Annotated in this window: 21 protein-coding genes and 1 pseudogene; 13 read left to right on the forward strand and 9 right to left on the reverse strand. The window is 73.3% G+C overall.

All coding sequences use genetic code 11. The features are described 5' to 3' along the window. The first annotated feature begins 150 nt into the window (after positions 1-150). From ACFQH9_RS25925 to ACFQH9_RS25945, 5 genes are all read left to right on the forward strand, one after another. On the forward strand, positions 151-1,800 hold the full coding sequence (locus tag ACFQH9_RS25925) for an ABC transporter substrate-binding protein (protein ID WP_379569909.1): 1,650 nt from the start codon (positions 151-153) through the stop codon (positions 1,798-1,800). Positions 1,801-1,942: 142 nt separating this feature from the next. Beyond that, a complete protein-coding gene (locus ACFQH9_RS25930; protein WP_379569911.1) occupies positions 1,943-2,947 on the forward strand; it encodes an ABC transporter permease in 1,005 nt (334 codons plus the stop codon). Next, a complete protein-coding gene (locus ACFQH9_RS25935; protein ID WP_379569913.1) occupies positions 2,944-3,870 on the forward strand; it encodes an ABC transporter permease in 927 nt (308 codons plus the stop codon). Before ACFQH9_RS25930 ends, ACFQH9_RS25935 begins: the two co-directional genes overlap by 4 nt. Further along, positions 3,870-4,871 carry an ABC transporter ATP-binding protein gene (locus ACFQH9_RS25940; RefSeq protein WP_379569915.1) on the forward strand — a complete coding sequence of 334 codons (1,002 nt, stop codon included), beginning with the start codon at positions 3,870-3,872 and terminating at the stop codon, positions 4,869-4,871. The genes ACFQH9_RS25935 and ACFQH9_RS25940 overlap by 1 nt, the downstream gene beginning before the upstream one ends. Then, positions 4,868-6,001 carry an ABC transporter ATP-binding protein gene (locus ACFQH9_RS25945; RefSeq protein WP_379569917.1) on the forward strand — a complete coding sequence of 378 codons (1,134 nt, stop codon included), beginning with the start codon at positions 4,868-4,870 and terminating at the stop codon, positions 5,999-6,001. The genes ACFQH9_RS25940 and ACFQH9_RS25945 overlap by 4 nt, the downstream gene beginning before the upstream one ends. 229 nt (positions 6,002-6,230) lie before the next feature. On the opposite strand, the gene leuA is transcribed toward ACFQH9_RS25945, so the two are convergent. Next, complete coding sequence (gene leuA, locus ACFQH9_RS25950) at positions 6,231-8,036, reverse strand: 2-isopropylmalate synthase (protein ID WP_379569919.1); 1,806 nt, start codon at positions 8,034-8,036, stop codon at positions 6,231-6,233. Between the two features lie 280 nt (positions 8,037-8,316). Here leuA and ACFQH9_RS25955 point away from each other — a divergent pair, with 280 nt between their 5' ends. Then, entirely contained in the window at positions 8,317-8,619 is a 303-nt protein-coding gene (locus ACFQH9_RS25955) for a hypothetical protein (RefSeq protein ID WP_379569921.1), read from the forward strand. Between the two features lie 15 nt (positions 8,620-8,634). On the opposite strand, the gene ACFQH9_RS25960 is transcribed toward ACFQH9_RS25955, so the two are convergent. Continuing rightward, positions 8,635-9,927 (reverse strand): hypothetical protein, encoded by a 1,293-nt coding sequence (locus ACFQH9_RS25960; protein WP_379569923.1) that lies wholly within the window; start codon positions 9,925-9,927, stop codon positions 8,635-8,637. Positions 9,928-10,204: 277 nt separating this feature from the next. Between ACFQH9_RS25960 and ACFQH9_RS25965 the strand changes: the two genes are divergently transcribed. The 3 genes from ACFQH9_RS25965 (at position 10,205) to ACFQH9_RS25975 (ending at position 13,196) form a co-directional block, all read left to right on the forward strand. After that, positions 10,205-11,473, forward strand: a complete 1,269-nt coding sequence (locus tag ACFQH9_RS25965) for an aspartate kinase (RefSeq protein WP_379569925.1) — start codon at positions 10,205-10,207, stop codon at positions 11,471-11,473. 1 nt (position 11,474) lies between these two features. Beyond that, a complete protein-coding gene (locus ACFQH9_RS25970; protein WP_379569927.1) occupies positions 11,475-12,554 on the forward strand; it encodes an aspartate-semialdehyde dehydrogenase in 1,080 nt (359 codons plus the stop codon). 147 nt (positions 12,555-12,701) lie between these two features. Continuing rightward, complete coding sequence (locus ACFQH9_RS25975; protein ID WP_379569929.1) at positions 12,702-13,196, forward strand: beta-class carbonic anhydrase; 495 nt, start codon at positions 12,702-12,704, stop codon at positions 13,194-13,196. A gap of 49 nt (positions 13,197-13,245) precedes the next feature. On the opposite strand, the gene ACFQH9_RS25980 is transcribed toward ACFQH9_RS25975, so the two are convergent. Both ACFQH9_RS25980 and ACFQH9_RS25985 read right to left on the reverse strand, forming a co-directional pair. Then, on the reverse strand, positions 13,246-14,331 hold the full coding sequence (locus ACFQH9_RS25980) for an endonuclease/exonuclease/phosphatase family protein (protein WP_379569931.1): 1,086 nt from the start codon (positions 14,329-14,331) through the stop codon (positions 13,246-13,248). Between the two features lie 204 nt (positions 14,332-14,535). After that, positions 14,536-14,943, reverse strand: a complete 408-nt coding sequence (locus ACFQH9_RS25985) for a thiol-disulfide oxidoreductase DCC family protein (protein WP_379569933.1) — start codon at positions 14,941-14,943, stop codon at positions 14,536-14,538. 23 nt (positions 14,944-14,966) lie between these two features. Here ACFQH9_RS25985 and arsC point away from each other — a divergent pair, with 23 nt between their 5' ends. Beyond that, a complete protein-coding gene (gene arsC, locus ACFQH9_RS25990; protein ID WP_379569935.1) occupies positions 14,967-15,332 on the forward strand; it encodes an arsenate reductase (glutaredoxin) in 366 nt (121 codons plus the stop codon). Between the two features lie 41 nt (positions 15,333-15,373). On the opposite strand, the gene ACFQH9_RS25995 is transcribed toward arsC, so the two are convergent. Both ACFQH9_RS25995 and ACFQH9_RS26000 read right to left on the reverse strand, forming a co-directional pair. Then, positions 15,374-16,441, reverse strand: a complete 1,068-nt coding sequence (locus tag ACFQH9_RS25995) for a GNAT family N-acetyltransferase (RefSeq protein ID WP_379569937.1) — start codon at positions 16,439-16,441, stop codon at positions 15,374-15,376. Positions 16,442-16,515: 74 nt separating this feature from the next. Continuing rightward, on the reverse strand, positions 16,516-18,396 hold the full coding sequence (locus tag ACFQH9_RS26000) for a S9 family peptidase (protein ID WP_379569939.1): 1,881 nt from the start codon (positions 18,394-18,396) through the stop codon (positions 16,516-16,518). Positions 18,397-18,593: 197 nt separating this feature from the next. On the opposite strand from ACFQH9_RS26000, the gene ACFQH9_RS26005 reads away from it, so the two are divergent. Beyond that, complete coding sequence (locus ACFQH9_RS26005) at positions 18,594-19,028, forward strand: DUF1707 SHOCT-like domain-containing protein (protein WP_379569941.1); 435 nt, start codon at positions 18,594-18,596, stop codon at positions 19,026-19,028. A gap of 60 nt (positions 19,029-19,088) precedes the next feature. Here the strand turns inward: ACFQH9_RS26005 and ACFQH9_RS26010 are convergent, their stop codons facing one another. Continuing rightward, the gene (locus ACFQH9_RS26010; RefSeq protein ID WP_379569943.1) at positions 19,089-19,532 is read right to left on the reverse strand and encodes a TetR family transcriptional regulator C-terminal domain-containing protein; all 444 of its coding nucleotides are present in this window, start codon (positions 19,530-19,532) and stop codon (positions 19,089-19,091) included. Between the two features lie 59 nt (positions 19,533-19,591). Next, positions 19,592-19,669: pseudogene (locus ACFQH9_RS26015) on the reverse strand (TetR family transcriptional regulator); the annotation flags it as partial. 255 nt (positions 19,670-19,924) lie between these two features. Between ACFQH9_RS26015 and ACFQH9_RS26020 the strand changes: the two are divergent. Together ACFQH9_RS26020 and ACFQH9_RS26025 are read left to right on the forward strand one after the other, a co-directional pair. Beyond that, positions 19,925-21,100: an LLM class flavin-dependent oxidoreductase gene (locus ACFQH9_RS26020; protein ID WP_379569945.1), complete on the forward strand. Its 1,176-nt coding sequence runs from the start codon at positions 19,925-19,927 to the stop codon at positions 21,098-21,100. 116 nt (positions 21,101-21,216) lie between these two features. Continuing rightward, complete coding sequence (locus ACFQH9_RS26025; protein WP_379569947.1) at positions 21,217-21,993, forward strand: ArsR/SmtB family transcription factor; 777 nt, start codon at positions 21,217-21,219, stop codon at positions 21,991-21,993. Here the strand turns inward: ACFQH9_RS26025 and ACFQH9_RS26030 are convergent. Further along, positions 21,990-22,928, reverse strand: coding sequence for an AraC family transcriptional regulator (locus tag ACFQH9_RS26030; protein ID WP_379569949.1), 939 nt, complete (start codon positions 22,926-22,928; stop codon positions 21,990-21,992). The two genes, ACFQH9_RS26025 and ACFQH9_RS26030, sit on opposite strands and share 4 nt — an antisense overlap. Positions 22,929-23,065: the final 137 nt, after the last annotated feature.

A 23,065-nucleotide genomic window follows, 5' to 3' on the forward strand; every position in this document is an offset into this window, starting at 1 on the left:
CGTGAGCGTGTTACGTCCGCCTCACGCATTTGAGGTTGTGTTGAGGTAGCTGTGCCCCAACTGTGACGTTGCGGGCTACCGACGGGTAAACGCCTTGACTAGCGTCTCCGGGCATCGCTCGAACCCCGACGACCTCGAGGTGCCCTGAGAATGCCCACCACACGACGTCTGCTCGCCACCATCGCCGCTGGCGCGCTCGCCGTCTCGCTCGCCGCGTGCGCGACCTCCGAACGAGGTGGCGCCACACAGGCCGGCGCGACCGGCGGGACGATGGTCTTCGGCGCGGCCGGCGCACCGAAGAACTTCGACCCGATCTTCAACGACGACGGCGAGAGCTTCCGCCCGGTCCGTCAGATGTACGACACGCTGATCACGTACAAGCCGGGCACCACGGAGCTCGCGCCGGGCCTGGCGACCGCGTGGGAGTCGTCGCCGGACGGCAAGCAGTGGACCTTCACGATCCGCCAGGGCGTGAAGTTCCACGACGGGACCCCGCTCGACGCCGCCGCCGTCTGCACGAACTTCGACCGCTGGGCCAACACGTCCAGCGAGGCCGCGCAGAGCAACATGATCTACTACGCGGACGTCTTCGAGGGCTTCAAGAACTCCGGCGGGATCTACCAGTCCTGCCAGGCGAACGGCGACAAGGCCACCATCTCCCTGAGCAAGTACAAGGGCGCCTTCCCCGCCGCCTTCGGCCTGACCTCGCTGTCGATCTCCAGCCCGGCCGCGCTGAAGCAGTACGACGCGGACGACGTCACCCAGAGCGGCGACTCGTTCTCCTACCCCGCCTACGCCACGGACCACCCGACCGGCACCGGCGCGTTCAGGTTCGAGAGCTACGACCGCACCGCGAACACGATCACCCTGGTCCGCAACGACGACTACTGGGGTGAGAAGGCGAAGCTGGACAAGCTCGTGTTCAAGATCATTCCGGACGAGAACGCCCGCAAGCAGGAGCTGACCGCCGGCACGATCGACGGCTACGACTACCCGTCGCCGGCCGACTACAACGCCCTCAAGCAGGCCGGCCAGCAGGTGCTGATCCGGCAGCCGTTCAACGTGCTCTACATGGGCATCAACACCAAGAACAACCCTGCGCTCAAGGACATCCGGGTGCGCCAGGCGCTGGCCTACGCCATCGACCGGCAGGCGCTGGTGCAGACCAAGCTCCCCGAGGGCGCCGAGGTCGCCACGCAGTTCATGCCCAAGACCGTCGCCGGGTACGCCGACGACGTCCAGCAGTACCCGTTCGACCCGCAGAAGGCGAAGGACCTGCTGGCCCAGGCCGGGGCGTCGAACCTGACGCTGAACTTCTACTACCCGACCGAGGTCAGCCGGCCCTACATGCCGAACCCGACCGACCTCTTCCAGCTGATCGCGGAGAACCTCCGGCAGGTCGGGATCACGGTCAACGCCGTGCCGCGGCCGTGGAACGGCGGCTTCAAGGACGACGTCCAGACCGCCGGCAAGCAGGACCTGCACCTGCTCGGCTGGACCGGGGACTACAACGACGCCGGCAACTTCATCGGCACCTTCTTCGGCCGGGAGAAGCCGGAGTTCGGCCCGGAGGACCCGGCCATGTACGCGCAGATCAACGCGGCCGACGCCGAGCCGGACCCCGCCAAGCACGCCGCGGCGTACCAGCAGGCCAACCGCGACCTGATGGCGAAGTACCTGCCGGCCGTGCCGATCAGCAGCAGCCCGCCCGCGATCGTCGTCTCCGGCGCGATCCAGGGCCTGGTGCCCAGCCCGCTGACGGACGAGCGCTTCAACACCGTCAGCAAGACGCAGAGCTGATCAGACCGACTCGCATTCTGGAACCATAATGGGTCGAATTCATCGTCCCGACCACATCATGGTTCCACAATGCGCCCAACCGGCCGCCCTGAGCGCGTTGTGGAACCATGACGCGCTCAGGGTGGCGGGGTGAAAGGCCACCATGCTGCGCTTCATCGTGCGGCGGTCGATCCAGGTCGTCCCGACGCTCCTGCTGCTGTCCCTCCTGCTGTTCGCCTGGCTGCGCTCGCTGCCCGGCGGACCGGCGGCCGCGCTGCTCGGCGACAAGGCGACCCCGGAGAAGATCGCCCAGCTCAACACCGTGCTCGGGCTCGACCAGCCCGTCCCGGTGCAGTACTTCCGCTTCCTCGGCCGCGCCGTGACCGGCGACTTCGGCAACTCCCTCATCACCGGCGAGCCGGTCACCACCGAGATCGCCCGCGCCCTCCCCGCGACCGTCGAGCTCTCGATCGCCGCGCTGCTGCTCGCCGTGGTGCTGGGCATCCCGCTCGGCTATATCGCCGCCCGCTACCGCGGCCGCCCGCTCGACACCACCACCGTGATCGCGACGCTCGTCGGCGTCGCGGTCCCCGTGTTCTTCCTCGGCTACCTGCTCAAGCAGGTCTTCGCCGTGGACCTCGGCTGGTTCCCGCCCTCCGGGCGGCAGGCCGTGGACATCGACGCCACGCACGTCACCGGCTTCGCCGTGCTCGACGGGCTGCTCACCCGCGAGTTCGACGCCAGCTGGGACGCGCTGGTGCACCTGGTGCTGCCCGCGGTCGCCCTGGCCACGATCCCGCTCGCGGTGATCGTGCGGATCACCCGGGCCTCCGTGCTCGACGTCATGGGCTCGGACTTCGTGCGCACGGCCAACTCGAAGGGCCTCGCCCCGCGCACGGTCCGCGAGCGGCACGTGCTCCGCAACGCCCTGCTCCCGGTCTCGACGACGATCGGCCTGCAGACCGGCCTGCTGCTGGCGGGCGCGGTGCTCACCGAGAAGGTCTTCGTGTGGGGCGGGCTGGGCACCCTGCTCGCCCAGGCGATCGAACGCCGCGACTACCCGCGGCTGCAGGCCGTGGTGCTGCTCGGCGCGCTGGTCTACGTGATCGTGAACCTGCTGGTCGACCTGTCGTACGCGATCATCGACCCGAGGGTGAGGGTGCGATGACGTCCCTCCTGGAACGCCGCCGGCGCCGCGTCGACGAGCTCGCCGAGGCGAGCGGACGCAGCCTCACCGCGGATGCCTTCCTCCGGCTGCGGCGCAACCCCGTCGCGATCGTCGGGGCCGTGATCGTCGGGCTGTTCGTGCTGGTCTCGATCCTCGCGCCGTGGATCGCGCCGCACGACGCCGCGACCGCCTTCCCCGAGCTGCAGCGCACGCTGCGGCCGGACTCGATCCCCGGCGCCCAGCCCGGCTTCCCGCTGGGCTCCGACCAGAACGGCCGGGACTTCTTCTCCCGGATGATCCTGGCCTCCCGGCAGACGCTGCTGGTCGGCGTGTTCGCGACGCTGATCGGCCTCGTGTTCGGCGTGCTGATCGGCGCACTCGCCGGGGCCCTCGGGGGCTGGGCCGACACCGTGCTCATGCGGGTCACGGACGTGCTGCTGTCCATCCCGTCGCTGCTGCTCGCGATCTCGATCGCCGCCCTGGCCGCCAAACCCAGCCAGACGACGGTGATCATCGCGGTCGCGCTGGTCAGCGTGCCCGTGTTCGCCCGCCTGCTGCGCGGCTCGATGCTCGCGCAGCGGGAGAGCGACCACGTCCTCGCGGCCACCTCGCTGGGGGTGCGGCGCCGCTCGATCGTGCTGCGGCACATGCTGCCCAACGCCCTGGGCCCGGTGATCGTGCAGGCCACGCTGACCCTGGCGACGTCGATCCTCGACGCGGCCGCGCTGTCCTTCCTCGGGCTGGGCGACGGCGACCCGGCCCGCGCCGAATGGGGGCTCATGCTCGCCAACGCCCAGACCTACCTCGACGTCCGGCCCGCGCTGGCGTTCTGGCCCGCGATCGCGATCATCCTGGTCGCGCTCGGGTTCACGCTGCTCGGCGAGGCCCTGCGCGAGGCGCTCGACCCGAAGGGGAGGCGCTGATGAGCAGCGCCCTGCTCGAGGTCGAGGACCTCAGGGTCGCGTTCACCCGCCGCGGCGAGCCGGACACGGTCGCCGTGGACGGGGTGAGCTTCGACGTCGAGCCCGGCGAGATCGTCGGGCTGGTCGGCGAGTCCGGCTGCGGCAAGTCGGTGACCTCGCTGGCGGTGATGCGGCTGCTGCCCGAGCGCGGCAACCGGGTCACCGGCTCGATCCGGATGGACGGCGAGGACCTGCTGGCCCTGTCGGACTCCGCGATGCGCGAGCGCCGCGGCCGCGACCTGTCGATGATCTTCCAGGACCCGCTGTCCTCGCTGAACCCGGTGATCCCGGTGGGCCTGCAGGTCACCGAGGTGCTCACCCGGCATCGTGGGATGAAGAAGGACGCCGCGCGCCGGGAGGCCGCCGAGCTGCTGGACCGGGTCGGCATCCCCGACCCGACGCGGCGGCTCGACTCCTACCCGCACCAGATGTCCGGCGGGATGCGGCAGCGCGCGCTGATCGCGATCGCACTGGCCTGCACGCCCCGCCTGCTGATCGCCGACGAGCCGACGACCGCCCTCGACGTCACCATCCAGGCCCAGATCCTCGACCTGCTCGAGCAGCTGGTCGCGGAGACGGGGACGGCCCTGGTGATGATCACGCACGACCTCGGCGTCGTCGCCGGGCTGTGCGACCGGGTCAACGTGCTCTACGCGGGCCGGATCGTGGAGCGGGCCGACCGGCACGAGCTGTTCCGGCAGCCGCGGCACCCGTACACGCACGGGCTGCTCGGCTCGATCCCGCGGCTCGACGGGGCACCGGGGGAGGACCTGGCCGCCATCCGCGGCTCGGTCAACGACAACCTGCCCTGGGCGTCGCCGGACGGCGGGGCCTGCGCCTTCACGCCGCGCTGCCCGCGGGCCCTCGACGTGTGTGCCCGGGTGACCCCGGCGGCGGAGGAGGCCGGGACCCGGCTCCTGCGCTGCCACAACCCCGTCCCCGACGCGGAGGGAGCGGCATGAGCGAGCAGGCGGACGGGACGGCCCCGGCCCTGCTGGAGGTCGAGGACCTCGCCGTCCACTTCCCGATCACCCAGGGCGTGTTCCGCGGCCGGACGGTGGGGCACGTGTACGCCGTCGACGGCGTCTCGCTCACGGTGCGCCGCGGCGAGACGTACGGGCTCGTCGGCGAGTCGGGGTGCGGCAAGTCGACGCTGGGCCGCGCGATCCTCAGGCTCACCGAGCCCACCCGCGGCCAGGTCCGGTTCGACGGCGAGGACATCGCCGAGCTGAAGGGCGAGGAGCTGCGGCGGCGCCGGCGCCGGTTCCAGATGGTGTTCCAGGACCCGATGTCGAGCCTGGACCCGCGGCAGTCCGTGGAGTCGCTGCTCACCGAGGGCATGAAGGCGCACGGGCTGTCGCAGGGCCCGGAGGCCGACCGGAGGCGGCTGCGGGAGCTGGTCGACGCCGTCGGGCTGCCGAAGGGGGCGTTGCGCCGCTATCCGCACGAGTTCTCCGGCGGGCAGCGGCAGCGGATCGGGATCGCGCGGGCGCTGTGCGTGGAGCCGGACCTGGTCGTGGCCGACGAGCCGGTGTCCGCGCTCGACGTGTCCGTGCAGGCCCAGGTGCTCAACCTGCTGTCCCGGCTGCAGCACGAGCTCGGCCTGACCTACCTGGTCATCGCCCACGACCTGGCGGTGGTCCGGCACGTCAGCGACCGGGTGGGCGTGATGTACCTGGGCGGGATCGTGGAGGAGGCACCGTCGACGGACCTCTACGCCGACCCGCAGCACCCCTACACCCGGGCGCTGCTGTCCGCGGTGCCACTGCCGGACCCGGAGGCCGAGGACCGGCGGGAGCGGATCCTGCTGGCCGGTGACCTGCCCTCGCCCGCGGCGCCGCCGAGCGGCTGCCGGTTCCACACCCGCTGCCCGTGGAAGCAGGCGGAGCGGTGCGACACCGAGCGGCCCGAGCTGCGGCAGCTCGAGGGCGCGGCGCCGGGTCACCGGGTGGCCTGCCACTGGGCCGAGCAGATCCGCGACGGCCGGATCCACCCGCACCACGTCGACGCGGACATGGTCGACGAGGCCGCCGGCGCGGCCGTCGGCACCCCGGAGCACGCGGGTTCGGTGACGGAGATCCTCGGCCGCTGACACACAGGAACGTCCGGTCGGGGTGCGGGAGGACGGAGGCCCGGGACGGGCGGGTGACGCCCCGGTCCCTCGGGCCGCGGCGTGGACGGCGAGATCGTCGCCGCCCACGCCGCCGTCGCACCGCCCGGCCGCGGGGTCACGCGGCAGGGCGGGGAGGGCGTCCACGGGGAACGCCACGGAGGCGGTCCGCAGCCCGGCGGGGCGCCCGAACGGGCCCCCCGCGCCGGGCTCAGCGGAGGGCGCGGTTGATCGCCGAGACCAGCGCCTTGAAGGAGGCGGCGACGATCGACGAGTCGATCCCGACGCCCCAGAGCACGGTGTCCTCGATGGCGCACTCGACGTAGGCGGCCGCGCGGGCGTCGTCGCCGCCGCCCATCGCGTGCTCGTGGTAGTCGAGGACCCGGACGTCGAACCCGATGCCGGCCAGCGCGTCGACGAACGCGGCGAGCGGTCCGTTGCCGCTGCCGGTGATCTCGTGCAGGTCGTTCTCGACGCGCACGGTCGCGACGATCTCGTCGCGGCCCTCGCCGTCGCTGGTCAGCCGGTGCCGGATCAGCTTGAGCGGGGTCTCGCGGGTCAGGTACTCGGTCTCGAAGACGTCCCGCATCTCCTTGGGCGAGACCTCGCCGCCCTCGGAGTCGGTGACCTCCTGGACCACCTTCGAGAACTCCATCTGCAGCCGGCGCGGCATGTCCAGCTGGTGCTCGGTCTTCATGATGTAGGCGACGCCGCCCTTGCCGGACTGCGAGTTCACCCGGATCACGGCCTCGTAGGTGCGGCCGATGTCCTTCGGGTCGACCGGCAGGTACGGCACCTCCCACGGGTGCTCGTCCACCGGGTGCCCGGCCTCGGCGGCCTCCGCCTTCATGGCGTCGAAGCCCTTGTTGATCGCGTCCTGGTGGCTGCCGGAGAAGGCCGTGTAGACCAGGTCGCCGCCCCAGGGGTGCCGCTCGTGCACGGGCAGCTGGTTGCAGTACTCGACGGTCCGGCGGACCTCGTCGATGTCGGAGAAGTCGACCTGCGGGTCGATGCCCTGGGTGAACAGGTTCATGCCCAGGGTGACCAGGTCGACGTTGCCGGTGCGCTCCCCGTTGCCGAACAGGCAGCCCTCGATGCGGTCCGCCCCGGCCTGGTAGCCCAGCTCGGCGGCCGCGACGCCGGTGCCCCGGTCGTTGTGCGGGTGCAGCGACAGGATGATGCCCTCGCGGCGGGCCAGGTTGCGGTGCATCCACTCGATGCTGTCCGCGTAGACGTTCGGCGTGGCCATCTCGACGGTCGCCGGCAGGTTGACGATCATCGGGTTCTCCGGCGTGGGCCGCCAGATCTCGCTGACGGCGTTGCACACCTCGACGGCGTACTCCAGCTCGGTGCCCGTGTAGGACTCCGGCGAGTACTGGAAGCGCCAGTCGGTGTCGGGGTACTTCTCGCCGAACTGCTGGACCAGCTCGGCGCCGTCCGTGGCGATCTTGGTGATCCCGGCGCGGTCCGAGCGGAACACCACGCGGCGCTGCAGCACCGAGGTGGAGTTGTACAGGTGCACGACGGCGCGCGGCGCGCCCTCGCAGGCCTGGAAGGTGCGCTCGATCAGCTCGGGGCGGGCCTGGGTCAGGACCTGGATCCGGACGTCCTCCGGGATCGCGTCCTGCTCGATGATCTCGCGGACGAAGTCGAAGTCGGTCTGGCTCGCGGCCGGGAAGCCGACCTCGATCTCCTTGTAGCCCATGCGGACCAGCAGGTCGAACATGCGGCGCTTGCGCGCGGGGCTCATCGGGTCGATCAGGGCCTGGTTGCCGTCCCGCAGGTCGACGGCGCACCAGAGCGGGGCCTTCGTGATCCGCTTGTCGGGCCACGTGCGATCGGGCAGCGAGACCGGCTCCACCAGCTCGTGGAACGGCTTGTACCGCCCGATCGGCATATGGGAGCCCTTCTGGGGGTTCCACACGGGCTGGTCCGCGGGCGCCGGTACGGAGGGCGTGCGGATCCTGCTGGCCGAGGAGGCGGTGTAGGCGTCGGGCGACATGGACACGGGGATCATGCTCCTTCTGGGGGTGCTACCGGGAGTGTCGACCGGCGGCACGCCAGAGACCCGCGACGAGGGGCCGGTCGGTCAGACCCCGCCGCGGCGGCGAAGGAGCAGGCGCGCCATGCGTCGACTGTAACCCCCGACCCTGGGGACACGGCAACCCCGCCCCCCTCACGATGACGGCGGCCACATCCCGTGACCTCGGGCCACCCGATAGGGGGAGCGCGCCGACCGGCCCGAACGGCCCCCGTTCTGAGAGGATGCGCGCAACTCGTGCCGTGGAGGGAACACAATGGCGGTGGGAACGACCGTGCGTCGCGGAGCAGGGCTGCTGGCCTCCCTGGTCCGGATCGTCGGGATGCTGATCGTGGCGGTCCTGGTGGTCCACATCGTGCTGACCCTGCTCGACGCGAACCCCGAGAACGGCTTCACGATCTTCGTCGCCGACCTGGCGGAGTACTTCAACCTCGGGCTCGGGAACCTGTTCCTGCCCGCGGAGCCGAAGCTCGCGGTCACCCTGAACTACGGCACCGCGGCGATCATCTGGGGGATCATCACCGCCGTCGTCACGCGGCTGATCCGCCGGATCGGCTGAGCGCCGCCCGGGCGGTCAGATCGCGTAGGGCCAGTCGGCCAGCGCGTAGGCCCCGAACCAGGCCGAGACCAGCACCGCGGCGACCAGCACGGTCACGCGGGTGCCCGGGGTGCGCCTCGCCAGGCCCACGGCGACCGGCAGCAGCAGGGTGAACGCGGGCACCAGCAGCCGCGCCTTGGAACCCATCAGGCCGTTGCTGCCCACGTCCATCAGCAGCACCACGGCCGAGTAGGCGACCAACGGCCACGGCAGCCGGCCCCGCACGGCCTGCGCCACCGACACCGCGAGCAGCGCGATCGCCCCGAGCAGGATCCCGACGGTGGCGACCTCCATGACCGAGCGGGCGTCGGCCAGCGCCTCGGCGGCGAACGCGGCGGTCGCCCGCCCGCCGTCGAACCGGGAGTCCCAGCCGCGCTGCTGCAGGGCGAACCAGCCGGTGAGCGAGCCGGTGCGGGTGGCGACGTAGCCGAGGTAGCCCAGGAGGCCGGCCGCCGCGAGCGGGGCGGCGAGCCACGGGCGCAGCCCGTCCCGCCGGGCGTCGACGGCGGCGAGCGCGGCCAGCCCGACCGCCGCGACCAGCGCCGCCGCCGTCGGCCGGACGAGCCAGGCCGCGGCCGCCGCGAGCCCCGCGGCGATCCACTGCCGGCGCAGCAGGAACACCAGCGACCAGACGGCCGCCGCGCAGAACAGCGCCTCCGAGTACGCCATCGAGAACACGACGCCCATCGGGGTGCTCGCGAGCAGCACCACCAGGACCAGGCCCACCCGCCGGGACCCGCCGGGCACCAGCTCGCCGAGCCGGGCGACGCCGTGGGCGGCCGCGATCCCGGCGAGCGTCGTGGCCGTGAGCGCCGCCGGCAGCAGCGGCAGCCCGGTGAGGAAGCGGACGACCGCGACCGTGGCCGGGTAGCCGGGGAAGAAGGCGAGCGGGGTCTCGCCGCTGCGGTGGCCGTAGGCGTCGGTCAGCCCGGCGGGCACGCCGTCGTAGCCGCCCTGGGCCAGGCCGAGGAACCACTGCCCGTCCCACGAGCCGAGCTCCTCGCCGAGCCGGGTGCCCTGCCGGGTCGCGACCATGGCGAGCACCACGATCCCGACCGCGCGGACGCCGACGAACACCGCGGCCGGGAGCAGGGCACGACCCACCGCTGCCCAGGAGGGCGCCCAGGAAACCGCCCGGGGGGTGACCCCGGGGAGGGCGCGCCGGCGCGCGTGCACCCTCCCGAGCGGCTCGGTCGGGTGCTCGGCGGACAGCGGCCCGGGCCGGCCCCCGGCCACCTCCGCGCCCCCGTCGCCGCCCGTCGCGCTCACCGGTGCATGATCTCCTGCCGGATCCCCCGCCACGTCGGACCCCTGCCCATCGGCATGCGACGGTGTGGTTTCCCGCACGGGCCCGCGCTCTGCCCCCGGGTCCCGGGGCCAAACGTGGCGTGGGCCTCTGTGGTATCGGTCAAACACCGGTCGAACACCTGAGCCCTGCACGTCGCAGCCGGTATCCTCGGCTTCCGACCAGCGCCCGGAGAGCGGTGCGAACACGCCCCGAGGCGGAGGACCGAGGCACCGGACCGGTGCCGGACAGGAGGTCGGAGTGGCCCTCGTCGTGCAGAAGTACGGCGGATCGTCGGTCGAGAGCGCGGAGCGGATCAAGAAGGTCGCCGAGCGCATCGTCCGGACCCGCAAGGAGGGTCACGACGTCGTCGTCGTCGTGTCCGCCATGGGCGACACGACGGACGAGCTGACGGACCTCGCGGAGCAGGTCTCCACCGGAGCCCCGCCACCGCGCGAGATGGACATGCTGCTCACCGCGGGCGAGCGCATCTCCAACGCGCTCGTCGCGATGGCGATCCACTCGCTGGGTGCCGAGGCCCGCTCGTTCACCGGCTCGCAGGCCGGCATGCTCACCACGAACAAGCACGGCGACGCGCGGATCGTCGAGGTCAACCCGCACCGGCTGCGCAGCGCGCTGGCCGAGGGGCAGATCGTGCTCGTCGCCGGGTTCCAGGGCATGAACGAGGACTCGAAGGACATCACGACGCTCGGCCGCGGCGGCTCGGACACCACCGCGGTCGCGCTCGCCGCGGCGCTCGACGCGGACGTCTGCGAGATCTACACGGACGTCGACGGCATCTTCTCCGCCGACCCGCGGATCGCGCCGCGGGCGCGCCACCTCGAGACCGTGACGTACGAGGAGATGCTCGAGCTGGCCGCGTGCGGCGCGAAGGTGCTGCACCTGCGGGCCGTCGAGTACGCCCGCCGCTACAACGTCCCGCTGCGCGTCCGCAGCTCGTACAACGAGAAGCCCGGCACGCTCGTCGCCGGCTCGATCGAGGAGATTCCGTTGGAGAACCCCATCATCACCGGGGTCGCGCACGACCGGTCCGAGGGCAAGATCACCGTGACCGGCGTGCCGGACACCCCCGGCATGGCCGCCCGGATCTTCCGTGTCGTGGCCGATGCCGAGATCAACATCGACATGGTGCTGCAGAACATCTCCAACGCCTCGGACAAGAAGACCGACATCACCTTCACCCTGCCCCGGGCGGACGGCCCCGCCGCCGTCGCGGCGCTGGAGAAGTCGAAGGAGCAGATCGGCTACGCCGAGCTCGTCTACGACAACGAGGTCGGCAAGGTCTCGCTGGTCGGCGCCGGGATGCGCAACCACCCGGGCGTCACGGCCAAGTTCTGCGAGGCGCTGTCCGACGCCGGGATCAACATCGAGACCATGAACACCTCGGAGATCCGGATCTCGGTGATCTGCAGGTCCGACCAGCTCGACGGCGCCGTCCGCGCGCTGCACGCCGCGTTCGAGCTCGACTCCGAGGAAGAGGCCGTCGTCGCGGCCGGGACGGGGCGCTGACATGGCCGACAACGCTGCCGAGAACGCCGCGGGCCCGGTCCTCGCGATCGTCGGCGCCACCGGTGCCGTCGGCACCACCATGATCGAGATCATCGACGCGCGCGAGTCCGTGCCGTGGAGCGAGATCCGGCTGGTCGCCTCCCCGCGCTCCGCCGGCAAGGTGCTGCAGGTCCGCGGGCAGGCGGTCACCGTGCAGGCCCTCGCCCCCGAGGTGTTCGACGGGGTCGACATCGCCCTGTTCGACGTGCCGGACGAGGTCTCCGCGGAGTGGGCCCCGATCGCCGCCTCCCGCGGCGCCGTGGCCGTCGACAACTCCGGCGCCTTCCGGATGGACCCCGAGGTGCCGCTGGTGGTGCCCGAGGTCAACGCCGAGGCCGCCGCGCACCGGCCCAAGGGGATCGTCGCGAACCCCAACTGCACCACCCTGTCGATGATGGCCGCGATGGGCGCGCTGCACCGCGAGTTCGGGCTCGAGGCGCTGGTCGTGGCCTCGTACCAGGCCGCGTCGGGCGCCGGGCAGCCCGGGATCGACCGGCTGCAGGCAGAGCTGTCCGCGGTGGCGGGCAAGGACGTCGGCAAGAGGGCGGGCGACGTGGCGGAGGCCGTGGCCGGCCTCGGCGGCGACTCGCCCTTCCCGGCCCCGCTCGCACTCAACGTGGTGCCGTGGGCCGGTTCGCTCAAGGACGACGGCTGGTCCTCCGAGGAGCTCAAGGTCCGCAACGAGTCCCGCAAGATCCTGGGCATCCCGGACCTGCGGGTGTCGGCGACCTGCGTGCGCGTCCCCGTGGTCACCACGCACGCGCTCGCCGTGCACGCCACCTTCTCCCGCGAGGTCACGGTCGAGGCGGCGCATAAGGTGCTGTCCGCGCAGCCCACGATCGTGCTCGAGGACGACCCGGCCGCCGGCGTGTGGCCCACGCCCGCCGCCGTCGTCGGGCAGGACCCGACGCACGTCGGCCGGGTCCGGCAGGCGCTGGACTTCCCGAACACCCTCGAGCTGTTCGTCTGCGGCGACAACCTGCGCAAGGGCGCCGCGCTGAACACCTACGAGATCGCGGAGACCATCGCCGACCAGGTCTGATCCGGCGCCTTTCCCGGCACGAACGGCACTCCTGTGCGGACCTCCCGCACGGGAGTGCCGTTCGTGCATCCGCGAAGGCACATCCGGGGACGTGAGATGCGGCGCCACGCCTCGCCCGTCCCCGGCTCGTCCCGGATCATGGGTGTCGTGAGCAACGACGAGCTTCTCGCCCGCCACGCCGACGGGGGCGCCGCCGCCTGCGCCGAGGCCGCCCAGGGTCTGCCCGCCCCGCCCTCGCTGCACACCCTGATCGTGACCTGCATGGACGCGCGCATCGACCCGGTCGCGCTGTTCGGTATCCGGCCGGGGGAGGCGCACGTGCTGCGCAACGCCGGCGGGATCGTCACGGACGACGTGGTGCGGTCGGTGACGATCAGCCAGCGCGAGCTGGGCACCCGGACCGTCTACGTGGTGCAGCACAAGGGCTGCGGCATGGCCACGTTCACCGACCCGGAGTTCGTGGCGAAGCTGCGGGAGGAGTGTGGCGCCGCCCCCGAGTGGGCGCCCGGCTCCTTCGCCGACCCGGCCGAGAGCGTGCGGCAGGGCGTGGCGCGCCTGACGGACAGCCCGTTCACGGTGCCGGACATGGAGATCAGGGGCTTCGTCCTCGACCTGGGGACCTTCGACCTCGAGCCGGTGTGACCCCGGGGCCGGGCGTCACCATCGCCGCGCCCGGCCGTACGGGACCCGCTCAGGGCAGCCGCAGGGTGGTCAGGATCGCCCGGTGGTCGCTGCCGGGCAGGTCCAGCACCTCGAACGAGTCGGCCGTCGCGCCCTGGTTGGCGAACACGTGGTCGATCTCCGTGCCCAGCCAGCGCGGCAGCGACGTGGGCCAGGTCGCCGTGAGGGCCGAGCCGCGCTGCGAGGCCGCGTCGCCGCAGTTCGCGGTGGCCTCCCGCAGCACCGAGTGGTCGAGCGTGGCGTTGAAGTCGCCGGCGACGATCGCGGGCGAGGCCGCCGAGCACCACTGCGCCACGCCGTCGAGGTCCTGCCGCCACTGGGGGACCGAGCCCGCGGTGGGCGCGACCGAGTGGAAGGCGACGAAGGTCAGCCCGCCCATCTCGCCGCCGGACACCTGCACGTACGGGAACGGCGAGTCCGGGGTGATCTTCCCGATGTCGAAGGTCACGTCGCCGAACCGCGGCGACACCGCCGCGACCACGCCGTTGACGTCCTGCGAGCGGCGGTCGACGGACGCCTCGGTGCGGTACCCGAGGTCCTCGACCAGCGGCGCGAGCTTCTGCCGGTAGCGCTCCCCGGCCTCGGGCAGCGCGACGAGGTCCGGCCGCTCCCGACGGATCACGTCGGCGAGGGCGCGGACGTCGGCGTCGCCCGTGTAGACGTTGAAGGAGAGCACCGTCACCGGGGTGCCTGCCGTCGGGAGCGGGTCGGCGGCGAGCCGCGGCACCATGGTCGACGCCGTCACGGCGACCACGACCAGCATGGCCAGCGGGAAGGGCCAGGCGCGGCGCATCCCGAAGGTGACGAGCACCAGCGCGAGCGCGACGACGGTCACGACCACCAGCAGGATCGCCCGGAACGCGACGATCTGGGTGAACGGGCTCCACCGGTCGAGCCCGAACCACAGGTCCGGCACGGTGAAGACCGAGGCGCCGAGCGCGAGCAGGACCGCGCCGAGGATCCGCGCGCCCGGCCCGCGCCGGGGCCGCGGGCGACGCCCGCTGTCGCCGGGCTCGGGGGTGCGCGGGGGCGGCGGACCGGAGCCGGGACGGGCCGTGGGGACGGCGGGCGGGAAGGGCCCCGGGGGCGCGCTCACCGCGACCCGCCGGAGCGGTGCGGGGACGGGATCTCGCTCATCGCGCCCCAGTCTGCCCGAGCACCGGCCGCCGCCGGGTCGCTCACTCAGCGTGGCTTCAGGATGCCAGTCGCTCGCTCGCATTGTGGTTCCACAGTGTCGAGTTCGAGCCTGTTTCGGCGCATCATGGTTCCATAACGCGAAAACGGTGCAGGTTTTCGCGCGTCATGGTTCCCTACTGCGGCTCGGATCCGAGCACGCCTCCGGGTACCGCTCGCACCAGGGCGTGATGCCCGGGAACCGCCCGCGGTGCCTGGCGATCCAGGCGTACACCCGGTCCTGCACCGGCGCGGTGCGGGAGTAGAGCCGCTCGGGCAGGTCGGTGCGCAGCGCGACCGCCACCGCGGCGTTGACGGCCGCGGCGCCCGTGACCGTGCGCCCGCCGGCGGCGAAGTGGACCCTCTCGGCGCACGCCGCGGTCGTCGCGCCCGCCCGTTCCGGGGCGCCCGCCTGCTGGTAGGGGAGCGTGGTGATCCGCGCGTCCCGGTCGAGCAGGCGCAGCCAGCCGACCGTGCGGGTGCAGAAGCCGCAGCGGCCGTCGAAGACCAGCACGCCGGTGGTGGGAGGCGTCATGCCGGTCAATCTAGGCTCGGCGCATGACCGACGCCGGGCCCCAGGAGGCCGTCTCGATCTGGCACAACCCGCGCTGCTCGAAGAGCCGCGGTGCGCTGGCGCTGCTCGCCGAGCGCGGCGTGGACCCGGCCGTCGTGCGGTACCTCGACGACGCGCCGGACCGGGCCGCGCTGGAGCGCGTGCTCGCGCAGCTCGGCACGGACGACCCGCGGACGATCGTGCGGACGGGCGAGAAGCTGTACAAGGAGCTCGGCCTCGCCGACGCGGACCGGGACACCCTGCTCGACGCCCTCGCCGCCCACCCGATCCTGATCGAGCGGCCGATCGTCGTCGTCGGCGACCGGGCCGTGGTGGGACGTCCGCCGGAGAAGGTCCTCGACCTGCTCTGACGCGGTCGTGGGCGGCGATGATCGCACGCCGCTCACGGGCCTCAGCCGACGCGGGTGACGACCGGGCTGAGCGCGGCCCGGACGTGCAGCATCCCGCCGGTGAGCTCCGCGGTGGGACGCAGACCGGCCCGGCGCAGCAGCGTGACCACCCGCATGTTCCGCGTGGGCGTGGTCGCCACGAGCTCCTCGCTGCCCTGCTCCACGGCCACCTCGGCGGCGCGGCGGACCAGTGCCGTGCCCAGCCCGCGCTCCTGCCAGGCGTCCTCGACGACCACGGCGAACGAGGCCGCGGCGGCGGCCGTGCGCTCGACGTTGACCATCCCGACCGCGCTGCCGCCGTCCGTGGTGAGGGCGAGGACCGTGCGCTGCGCCCCGCGGCCGAACGTCGTGTGCGGCGCCCCGACGAGGGTGTCCAGCTCGTCCGGGTCCAGCCGCGGGGACGCCGAGAGGAACCGGGCGCTGCGCGTCTCCGGCGAGCAGCGGGCGTGCAGCGCCGCGACCAGCGGGCCGTCGGCCGGCGCGGCCGTCCGCACCCGGACCTCCGAGCCGTCGACCAGCAGCAGGATCGGGTCCTGGTGGGCGACCACCCGCGCGGGTGCCCCGACGAGCGAGAGCTGCGCCGCGAGCTCGAGCAGCGCGGCGGCCCGGGACAGCTCCGTGGCGGTGAAGGGCCAGGAGCGGCCCAGGTGCACCTGCGCGGTACCGACCCGCAGCGTGTGCACGTGCCCGCCGCGGACCGGCGCGCCGAACTCCACGATCCGCGCCCGCAGCAGCGTGGCGACGGCCTGCGGCGCACTGCCCGGATCGGCCGCGACCATCCGGGCCAGGGCGAGCGCGGTGGTGGCGGTGTCGGCGAGCTCGGTCGCGTCCGCCCGCACGAGCAGCGTGCACGGGATCCCGGCCCGCTCCAGTGCCGCCACCACGCTCGCCGGGTCGATCCCGTCCGGGACCTCGACCAGCAGCTCGTCCGTGACCGACCCGTCGTCGGCCGGTTCCCCCACCACGTGCAGCGAGAGGATGTTGCACCCGGAGCGGCCGACCGCCGTGGCCAGCTCACCGAGCCGGCCGGGTCGGTCCTCCAGCTCCACGTGCACGCGCCAGAGCGCCACCGCGACCGCCTCCTTGCCGATTCGCCCCCATCGTGGCGGCGGCGCGTTACGGGACCGCTACACGGACGTGACGCCTAGGTGCGCGCGACCGTGATCCTCTCCAGGGCCCGTCGGGCGAAGTCGATCTCCGTGGCCACGTGCCGCAGCGTCTCGGCGACGACGAGCGAGCCGTGCCCGGCGTCGAAGCGCGCCACCTCGTAGGGCAGGTCGCCGCGCTCGCGCAGGGCGTCGAGGTAGTTGTCGATCTGCCGGATCGGGCAGCGCGGGTCGTTCTCCCCGGCCAGCACCAGCACCGGGGCACGCACCTCGCCGACGTAGGTCAGCGGCGACGCCTCCCGGTAGCGCTCCGGCACCTCCTCGGGCGCCCCGCCGAAGAGGGCCCGGTCGAAGGCGCGCAGCTGCTCCATCTCGTCGGCGTAGGCGGCGAGGTAGTCCGCCACCGGCACCCCGCCGATCGCGGCGGCCCACCGCTCGGGCTGCGTGCCCGCGGCGAGCAGCGCCAGGTACCCGCCCCACGACCAGCCCTCGACCACCGTGCGGGCGGGGTCCGCCAGCCCGGCGGCGACGACGGCGTCGTGCACCGCGGCCACGTCCTCCAGCTCGGTGAGGCCCGGCCGGCCCTCGATCGCGTCCCGCCAGAGCGAGCCGTAGCCCGTGGAGCCGCGGTAGTTGACCTCGACGACGGCGAACCCGGCGTCCACCCAGGCGGCGCGGGCGGCGGAGAACCGGTCCTCGTCCGCGGCGTGCGGGCCGCCGTGCAGCGCGAACACCGCCGGGAAGGGGCCCTCGGGATGGGTGGGAGAAGGCACGGGACGGGCGACGAGCGCGTGGACCTTCCCGCCCGGCCCGTCCACCCACAGGTCCTCCACCGGCACGGACCCCGGTGCGGGCTCACCGGGCGGGGTGAGCAGGCGCCGGTCCGTGCCGTCCGGGTGCAGCGCCCGCACGGCCGACGGGGTGGCGGCGGACGAGCTGGAGTACTCCACCGTGCCGTCGGGCCGGACGTCGGCCGAGCCGACGCAGCCCGGCGCGGTGGGCAGCTCGGTGAGGGCGCCGGTGGCCAGGTCGTAGCGGTGCAGGCGGGTGCGCGCGGCGTGCGTGTGCCAGACCAGCAGTGCCGAGGCGTCCGGGTAGAAGTCCGCGTCGACCTCGCCCGGCAGGCCCAGGTCGAGCTCGGTCTCGGTGTCCGCGGCGACGTCCCAGATCAGCAGCTCCTCGCGGCCGCGGCGCTCGTGGCCCACCAGCAGCCGCTGGTCGCCGCGCACCGGGGCGAAGGTGATCGGGCTCAGGCCCTTGCCCGCGCCGTCGGACTTCTCGGCGACGAGGCCGCCGTCGACGGTCACGACCCGCAGGGCGGGGTGCCGGGAGTCGCCGTGCTCGGAGTGGCTGATCGCGACCAGCGTCTCGTCCTCGGAGAGGCCGCCGACACCGGCGTCCTCGGCGTGGTGGTAGATCCGGGTCGCGGGCTCGGCGGAGCCGCGCCGGTGCAGCCAGATCGAGGTGCCCGCGTCCGTCGACGTGCCGACGACGACGAGCTCGCGGCCGATGTCCAGGCCCGCGGGGTAGCCGTCCTCGACCCCCGGCAGCGGGTTCGCGGGCCGGTCGCCCGCGGGCAGGCCGGCGAAGGGCTCGGCGACCCAGTGGCCGAACTCGTCACCGTCCGTGTCGGCGAACCACCAGACGTGCTCGCCGTCCGGCGGGAGCGTGGCGAAGTGGGTGCCGGCGGGCCGGTCGGTGACCTGCCGGTGCAGGCCCGTCGCCCGGTCCCAGGTGTGCACCTGCGTCGTGCCGCTGGCGTTCGAGGAGTACACGCTGCGGTCCGGCGCGTCGAGCGCCCAGGCCGGCCGGGACATGCGGACCGCGGTGAAGCGGGCGCGCCAGCGCTGCTCGCGCTCGTCGTCGAAGAGCCGCTCGGGGACGGGGGCGGCGGGATGGTCCGGGACTGCCGTACTCACCTCACCGATCCTGCACGATGAGCCCGGTGGGCCGCAGGCGGTCGATCGCGGCGAGCGCGGCGCAGGTGCGCCGGCCTCCTCCTCGGGCGTGTCGGCCGGCCGCTCGCGGAGCACGGCTCGTCGGCGCCGGCCGGGCGGCGGCGCGCATCCGGGCGATCCCTGATCCCGCACACCGCCCGGACGGGCAGCATGGAGTCGTGAGCGAGCCGGTGCGCCCCGAGGACATGCGTGTCTCCGACGCCGACCGCGCACGGGCCGCGCGGCACCTGCAGTGGGCGCAGGGCGAGGGCCTGCTCGACCTCGGCGAGTACGACACCCGCTCGCGGGACGTGTGGGAGGCCAGGACCCGCGGGGACCTGGACCGGCTGGTCCGCGACCTGCCGGTGGCGCCGGCCCGGCTGCCCGAGGCGGGAGCCCGGCGGCGGGTCTTCTCCGACACCGGCGGCGGCACGGCGATGCGGGTCCTCACGATCATCTTCACCACGATCGCGGTCGTGAACCTGGTCGCGTGGGGGATCGTCTCGATCACCACCGGCGAGCTGCTCTACCCGTGGTTCCTGTGGACCGGGCTGCCGCCGCTCGCGGCGCTCGGGGTGCTCTACGCCTTCGGGATCGGGCGGCCGGACCGCTGACCGCCTCGACCGGCGCCGACCGGCGCCGACGGGCGCCGACGGGCGCCGTGCCCGCCCGGCTCAGATGTTCGCCGGCTCAGGGGCGGCGAGCTCGGGGGAGCCGACGAGCATTCCGATCGCCTCGGCGACGTCGGCACCCGACGGGGCGTCCTCCGGGTCGACCACCCACTGCACCATCAGCCCGGTGAGCAGCGCCTGGTAGAAGCCGCCGAGCACGCGGGTGCGGTGGTCGGCCTCGGCGGGGTCCTCCGGCAGGGCGTGGAACATCGACGCCAGCTCCTCGCGGGTGCGGCGCTGTGCGCCCACGAGCGCGTCGTGCAGCCGGGGCGCGCGGGCGGACTCGGCGAGGGACTCCACGTAGGTGACCCACAGTCGTCGCTCACGGGTGAACAGGTCCACCACGGCGGTCCACGTCTGGGCGACCCGCTCCTCCGGGGAGGAGGTCGGGTCGACCCCGGCGAGCGCCCGGTCGAGCGCCTCCTCCCAGGCCGCGGTGCTGCGCACCGCGNGCCGAAGTGGTAGCCGATCGAGGCGAGGTTGGTGCCGGAGACGGCGACGACGTCCCGGGCGGTCGTCCGGCCGAAGCCCTTCTCGTACAGGCAGTCGGCGGCGCCGTCCAGCAGGTCCTCGCGATGTCCCATGGGCGGCGACAGTAGTGGACGATCAAGACACCCGTCTGGGACGGGTGTCCATCGTGTCGGTCACTCCGCGGTCACCCTCCGCCGCCGAGGCCGGCGCGCCGTCACCCGGGGGAGTGCCGGGGTCGGGGTGACCCGGGGGTGTCCGATTCTCGGACACGGTGCGACCCGTGATGCACCGCACGATCGACGGTGCCCCTCCCCGCGCCCCCCTGCGCGGTGCGAGCAGTGAGGATCGACGACGATCAGGAGCATCCCGTGACCCGACTGCGGTTCGGCACCTTCCTCGCCCCCTTCCACGTGCCCGGACAGAACCCGACGCTCGCCCTGCAGCGCGACCTCGACTTCGTCACGCACCTGGACCGGCTGGGCTACGACGAGGCCTGGATCGGCGAGCACCACTCCGCGGGCAGCGAGATCATCGCGTCGCCCGAGATCTTCATCGCGGCCGCCGCCGAGCGCACCCGAAACATCAAGCTGGGCACCGGCGTGACCTCGATCGCCTACCACAACCCGCTGTGGGTGGCGGACCGCATGGTCATGCTCGACCACCTGACCCGCGGCCGGACGATGCTGGGCGTCGGCCCCGGCTCGCTGCCCACCGACTCGGCGATGATCGGGCTGAACCCGACCGACACGCGCGAGCTGCTCGACGTCAACCTCGACATCATCATGCGGCTGCTCGCCGGCGAGTCCGTCACGCAGCAGACGAAGACCCACAACCTGATCGACGCCCAGCTGCAGCTGCGCCCGTACACCGACCCGCGCTTCGACGTCGCCGTCGCCGCGGTCGCCTCGCCCACCGGTCCCCGGCTCGCCGGCCGCTACGGCACCGGCCTGCTGTCCATCGGCGCCACGCTCACCCAGGACGGGTTCGACGCCCTGGCCCACCACTGGGGCGTCGTCGAGGAGCGGGCCGCGCACTTCGGCCAGCCGACGCCGGACCGCTCGGGCTGGCGGCTCGTCGGGCTGATGCACATCGCGGAGACCAAGGAGCAGGCGTACCGCGACGTCGAGTTCGGCATCGTGCCCTGGTTCAACTACTTCCAGAAGGTCGCGGCCTTCCCGCAGATGGACGTCGGCGACTCGACGGACATCAAGGGCATGATCGACTTCATCAACGAGGCCGGCATCGGCGCGATCGGCACGGTCGAGGACGCCCGCGCGCAGGTCCAGCGGCTGTGGGACCAGAGCAACGGCGGTTTCGGCTGCATGCTGCTGCTGGGGCACGACTGGGCGAACCCGGAGGCCACGAGGCGCTCCTACGAGCTCATCGCGCAGCAGGTGTTCCCGCACTTCCAGGGGCAGGCCGAGAGCACCCTCGCGGCGAAGAAGCGGGCGCTCGACACCCGGGAGGAGCACGCCGCGACCCAGCTCGCCGCCGTCGACCACATGACCGCGAAGTACGAGAAGGAGCTGGCCGAGAAGGGCTGACCCCTCCTCGCGGACCGAGGGGGCGGGCCGTGCGCCCGCCCCCTCTTCCCGCTCTTGACAGGCAACTGCTTGGTTGCCTATAACGGGCAACCTCAGGGTTGCTCGTGGAGGTGGGGATGGACGAGGTGTTCCGCGCGCTCGCCGATCCGCACCGCCGGGCGCTCCTGGACCGCCTGCGGCTGCGCAACGGCCAGACGCTGCGCGAGCTGTGCGCGGGGCTCGACATGACCCGGCAGGCGGTGACCAAGCACCTCGCGGTGCTGGAGGCCGCGGGTCTCGTCACGACCCGGCGCCGGGGACGGGAGAAGCTGCACCACCTCGACGCCGCACCCATCGACCTGATCGCCGACCGGTGGATCGGCCGGTACGCCCGGGAGCGCGTCCGGGCCGTCGCCGACCTCCGCGAGGCGTTGGAGGGAGCACCCGTGTCACCCACCGAGTTCACGTACACGACCTACGTCCGCACCACCCCGGAGCGCCTGTGGGAGGCGCTCACCGATCCCGCCTTCACCCGGCGGTACTGGGGCGTGGCGTTCCGCACGGAGTGGCGCAAGGGGGCGCCGATGGTCTGGGAGGAGAACGGCCGCGAGACCGTCGACCCGGAGCAGGTGGTGCTGGAGGCGGACCCGCCGCGCCGGCTCGCCTACACCTGGCACACCTTCACCCCGGAGTGGGCCGCGGCCGCCGGGATCGACGAGGAGACCCGGGCCCGCATCGCCGCCGAGCGCCGCTCGCGGGTGACCTTCGAGATCGACCCGGAAGGCGACGTCGTCCGGCTGACGGTCGTGCACGCGGACTTCGAGCCCGGCAGCCGGGTCGTCGAGATGGTGGGGCAGGGCTGGCCGCGGCTGCTGGCGGACCTCAAGACCCTGCTGGAGACCGGGGAGCTCTAGCCCCGGGCCTGCGACGGCGGGTGGCCGTAGCGGCGGCGGTAGGCGGCGGCGAACCGGCTCGCGCTGGAGAAGCCCCAGCGGGCGGCCGCCTCGCTGGTGGTGAGCGCGGGGTCGGCGAGCAGGTCGGCGCGGGCGCGCTGGAGCCGGATCCCGGTCAGGTACTCGGTCGGCGTGCAGCCGACCCACTCCCGGAAGCCCTCCTGCAGGCGCCGCACGCTCGTGCCGGCCACCGCCGCCATGTCCCCGGCGGTCCAGGCCCGGCCCGGGTCGTCGTGCAGCTGGTCGATCACGCGCCCGACGATCCGCGGGCGCGCGGGCGCGCCCGCGCCGGCGTCCGGGCAGCTCGCCAGGAGGAAGCCGGCGGCAATCGCCCCGGCCAGCTGTTCCTTCACCGGGCCGCAGCCGCCGAAGAGGTCGGGGCCGCGCAGGTGGGCGGCCAGGCTGCCGACGAGCTGGCGCCACGACCGCCCCGGCCCGGCCGCCAGGTTCACCTGGTCGGGCAGCAGGCCCCGGACCGTCACCCGGTCGTCGCCCAGCACCCGCTCGGCCTCCCGGTCGAGCCAGGCCTGGTCGAACTTCACGCCGAGGACCGTGCAGGTGGCGTCCCAGTGGCTGATCAGCGACGGCGTGTCGGCGCGGAAGACCGTGGCCTGCCCCGGCAGCGAGACGACCGGGCCGTGCCGGCCGCGGCTCTCCAGGTGCCCGGTCAGCGGCAGGTTGATCTCGTAGGAGCCCGGGTAGTCGCACGCGATCCGGACGTCGGCGCCCCAGCCCACGTGCCCGACGAGCACGGCACCGAGATCGAGCGTGGTGAGCGTGAGGCGGGGGTCGCGGCCCCCGCCGAGCGGCGTCAGCTCGTGCGGGAAGTACGCCTGCGCCACCGCCCGGGAGGCCTGGTCCCAGTCCCGGGGTTCTGCACGACGCCGTGCCGACATGGGGCCGAGCGTACCTGAGAGTGACCTCGCGAACTCGTCGCGCGATCCGTCCCGGCTCCGCGCGAGGAGTGTCGCCGTCGGCCGTGGTCGCTGCCTACCTTCCCGTCCGACCCGGACACGCCACCCGGACACCGCTG

This window comes from Pseudonocardia lutea (assembly GCF_042658055.1).
In the GTDB taxonomy this organism is placed as follows: Bacteria; Actinomycetota; Actinomycetes; order Mycobacteriales; family Pseudonocardiaceae; genus Pseudonocardia; species Pseudonocardia lutea.